Annotated in this window: 4 protein-coding genes; 2 read left to right on the top strand and 2 right to left on the bottom strand. The window is 51.5% G+C overall.

Features of this window, described 5'->3' with window-relative positions; all coding sequences use genetic code 11:
• A partial coding sequence (locus PPL9_RS34350) for a 3-hydroxyacyl-CoA dehydrogenase family protein (RefSeq protein WP_244273448.1) occupies positions 1 to 886 on the top strand: 886 nt, incomplete at its 5' end.
• Between the two features lie 81 nt (positions 887 to 967).
• On the opposite strand, the gene PPL9_RS31580 is transcribed toward PPL9_RS34350, so the two are convergent.
• Positions 968 to 1,933: a GNAT family N-acetyltransferase gene (locus PPL9_RS31580; RefSeq protein ID WP_208989577.1), complete on the bottom strand. Its 966-nt coding sequence runs from the start codon at positions 1,931 to 1,933 to the stop codon at positions 968 to 970.
• 120 nt (positions 1,934 to 2,053) lie between these two features.
• Here PPL9_RS31580 and PPL9_RS23260 point away from each other — a divergent pair, with 120 nt between their 5' ends.
• Positions 2,054 to 2,860, top strand: coding sequence for a hypothetical protein (locus tag PPL9_RS23260; RefSeq protein ID WP_057464943.1), 807 nt, complete (start codon positions 2,054 to 2,056; stop codon positions 2,858 to 2,860).
• 9 nt (positions 2,861 to 2,869) lie between these two features.
• Here the strand turns inward: PPL9_RS23260 and PPL9_RS23255 are convergent.
• On the bottom strand, positions 2,870 to 3,996 hold a 1,127-nt coding region (locus PPL9_RS23255; RefSeq protein WP_082597059.1), incomplete at its 5' end, for a GNAT family N-acetyltransferase.

Raw genomic sequence — 3,996 nt, 5'->3', positions numbered from 1 at the left:
TCTTCCGATCACATCACTGGCAGAAGCGTCTTCCCGTCCAGCTGACTTCATCGGCATTCATTTCTTCTCTCCAGTCGACAAGATGATGCTTGTTGAGATCATTTTGGGTGAGAAGACCGAGGACAAGGCAACTGCTGTTGCTCTGGACTATGTGAAGGCCATCAAGAAGACCCCGATTGTGGTGAATGACAGCCGAGGTTTCTACACCTCCCGCGTGGTTGGCACATATGTTCGCGAAGGCATCATGATGCTTTCCGATGGTGTTCCGGCAGCGATGATCGAGAACGCTGGCAAGATGGCAGGCATGCCTGTTGGTCCGCTGTCTCTAGGTGATGAAGTTGCACTGGACCTTGCCTGGAAGATTAAGGAAGCGACCAAGAAAGACCTTGGCGATGCTTATCCTAACAGCGGTTTTGACACCATTTTGGATGCAATGGTTGTTAAGAATGAGCGCTTTGGCCGTAAGAACACCAAGGGCTTTTACGACTACAAAGGCAAAGACAAGGCTCTGTGGCCTGGCATTACTGACATCACAGGCCCATCCAAATCTGCCGATGAGTTCGACGTTGAAGAACTGAAGGACCGTCTGCTCGGCATTCAGGCTCTTGAAACCGCTCGCGTGTTTGAAGAGAACTGCCTGACAGACGTTCGTGAAGCAGATGTTGGCTCTATCCTCGGCTTTGGCTTTGCACCGTTCTCCGGTGGCACGCTGTCCTACATCGACGGCATCGGCACCAAAGAGTTCGTAGAGCGCTGTGACAAGCTGGCTGCAAAATGGGGTGACCGCTTCGCACCAAACAAACAGCTGCGCGCAATGGCCGACGCTGGCGAGACCTACTACGGTAAGTTCTCCCCTGCAGAGGCTGTCGCAGAAGCTGCTGAGTAAGACAGGCCAGGCTGAGCTTTATTGCTCAGCCCTCTGGTTTGAGATTGAAGTGCCGGTGGGAGAAATCTCGCCGGCGTTTTTCTATGTAGAGACTTCTAGGCTAACAGGCTTGAACTCGTATCTCTTTTCACTGTTGTTAGCCTCGACTAACCGGAAGCCATTTCGAGTATAAAAAGCATTTGCGCGGCTTTCTGGGAAAGTTTCAAGGGTGATCGGCTTTCCCAGTTCTCTTGCAAAGCATTTCATTCGTGTCAGAACATCACTTCCAACTCCACGACCTTGAGCTTCTGGCCGAAGATAAAAACGCTCCAGATACAAGTGGTCTTCACGATCCCACAAAACGTAGAAGCCTACGGTCTCACCTTCCATGATGATCTTTCGTGTGGTTGTTGGATCAAACGTGCTTTGAAACTTCTCCCGATAAAACGCGATGTCAAACATTCCATTCGCAGCCCATTCATCTTTCATAGCTTGCTGGCGGATGTCTGCGAGCAGGTCAAAGTCGGACTTGACCGCTGCTTCCAGAGTAAACCTTTCAGCCACATCTGAGCACTGAAAAGGCATCCACTCATATATCTTCTCCTGTTCCCTCTCCTCAACTAGCTCAAATCCTTGGCGGAGATAGAATGCGTTGGCGCGGCTTTTGGGGAGGACTTCGAGGCGGATGGGTTTGTTTTGGGCGGTGGCTTGTTGTTTCAGAACCGTGAGGATGTCTGCACCAATGCCACGGCCCTGGGCCTTTGGGTGGAAGTAGAGGCGTTCGAGGTAGAGGTGGTCCTGTTTGTTCCAGAGGACGTAGAAGCCGAGGACTTCGCTTTCTTCAATGATCTTCCAGGTTGAAGCCGGATCGAAGCTGTCTTTGAAATACTGCCGGTAAAGCACATGGTCGAACAGACCGTTGGCTTCCATATTGGACTTCATAGCTTGCTGACGGATATCTGCGAGCAGGTCGAAGTCAGCGGAGTTTGCAGGTTCTAAGCGCCATGAGGGGCGCTCTAAAAGAGCCTGCTGGTCCTCACCGTGTTTGCCAATCTCATCCTGTTTCATCATACGCCCCATCCGGTGATGAAATTACACCTGCCTCTTGCAATGTGCTGAAGGACACTCGCGAAGCCTGTCAAATCCTATACCAGAGGTTGATGATAATAATGTAGCAAAGATCTCGCGATGCCTATCAATACCCAGAGCCTCACTAATGTTCAGTCCACACATCCGTTGCAATCGGCAGCTGGTGCACAAAACGTGCAAAGCGCTAATAAAGCTGTCGAGGTTGGACAGTCCTGGAAAGGAAGCCTCAACTGGCAATCAGGGGCGACGCCGCTTGAAGACAACTCCCACTTTCGCGATCACCTGACCAATCAAGCTGCTTTGCTACAGCCCACTGCGCACAGCTGCATGAACTGCAAGGAAGCTGTTCTGCTGATGGGGCTTAAGGCTTATGCGGACACACCGGAGAGCAACCGGGTCATTCGCGAGCTGGAAGACAATCTCAACTACGACATTGGCTACAATGAAATTCTGGATGAGGTTGTCGGATACGACAACAGCGAGCCAGCGACCTCCTTTGAAGCAGGTGATGTGGTGTTCTTTTTTGCGGACACGCATGTGGCACTGGGAGCGGAAGACGGCAAGGTGCTGAGCCTGTGGTTTGGACCGGGCGATAGCAGCAATCTCCAGGAGGCTGGCCCAGAAGAGCTTTTTCAGCTGACAAAAGAAAATCCAGAGACCTACTATCAGGCAGCTAAAGGCTGGTTCAATGTGGAATCCGGCGATTATGAAATTGAACTCCAGTTTCTGGAGGTTAAATCTCAGCTACAGGATGCGTTGGAAGAAAACGGAACACTCTCGGACACTCAGCGCTATGAGTTCAGAGATAAAATTGACGGACTGCTCCGGCAAGCTGGTGCTGATCCCAACAATGCCTGGGAGTTCATCACCGTCGCTAAGCAGCCTCTGGAAGTCCTTGGGACGTAAAGACCAGTTTCACGCCTCACTTACTGTGAGAGAGCACTTTGGCGCATACTCATAGTAGTTATTGGAGCCTTCTGAATGGGTCACGCGAAAGCCGTAGCCCTGGTAGAAATCGTTAGCGCGGCTGATGCGGAGAGCGTCGAGGCGGATGGGTTTGCTTTGCTCATCCGCTTGATCCTTGATCTGTTGCAGGATCTTTGAGCCGATGCCGAGACCTTGCGCTTCAGGCAGCAGGTAGAACATGTCCAGATACAGATGATCGGGGTGGTGCAGGACCACATAAAAGCCGACTGTCTTGCCGCTCTTCTGGATCTTCTCAGGTGCGTATTCGCTTAGGAATATCTCTCTGGCTTCGTCGTGATTAAACAGCCCATTGGCTTCCGCACTTTCCTTCATAGCGGTGTAACGAATGTGCTGGAGTTCTTCGAAGTCTTCCTGAGATGCGGATTGGAGTTGGAAGGCTGGTTCTGGGGTGAACTCGTAGTAGTTGTTGAAGTCCACGTTGTGCGTGAAGTTGAAGCCTTGCGCTAGATAGAACTTGTTGGAGCTGCTGATACGCAGCGCTCCAAGCCGGATTGGTTTGTTCAGCTGCGTAGCTTGTTCTTTGATGTTTGTAACAATCTGCCCACCAATACCCTGCCCTTGGGTTGTTGGGTGCAGGTAGATCATATCAAGATGGATGTAGTCCTGATATTCATGCACCGCTGTAAAGCCGAGCAACTCTTCGCCTTGCATAATCTTTAGCGTGGCCACTGGCTTGAAGTCATCAAAGAAATGTCTGCGGGCAAGGGCATAGTCTGTGAGATTATTAGCTGCCCATTCGTCTTTCATCGCTTCATGGCGCAGGTCTGCGAGCTGTTTGATGTCTTCCGGTTCAGCGCGTTTCAGAATGAAAGTTGGTGCACTCTGCGGCATGCTTTCCAGCGGGAGTTCGTAGTAGTTGTCGAACTCTGCACTGTGGGTATGCTGGAAACCGCGGCGCAGATAGAAGGCGTTGGCTTTGCTTTGTTTCAACGCACCCAGGCGGATTGGCTTTCTTTTTGAGAACGCATGCGCTTTGATCCGGGAGATCACGGCAGCTCCGATGCCACCTCCCTGGGCGCTTGGGTGAACGTAGAGGTGGTCGAGCCAGATGTAAT

It is taken from the genome of Pseudovibrio sp. POLY-S9, from assembly GCF_001431305.1.
Lineage (GTDB): Bacteria > Pseudomonadota > Alphaproteobacteria > Rhizobiales > Stappiaceae > Pseudovibrio.
Note: the sequence above shows the minus strand (reverse complement) of the source record. Positions and strands in the feature narration are given on the sequence as shown.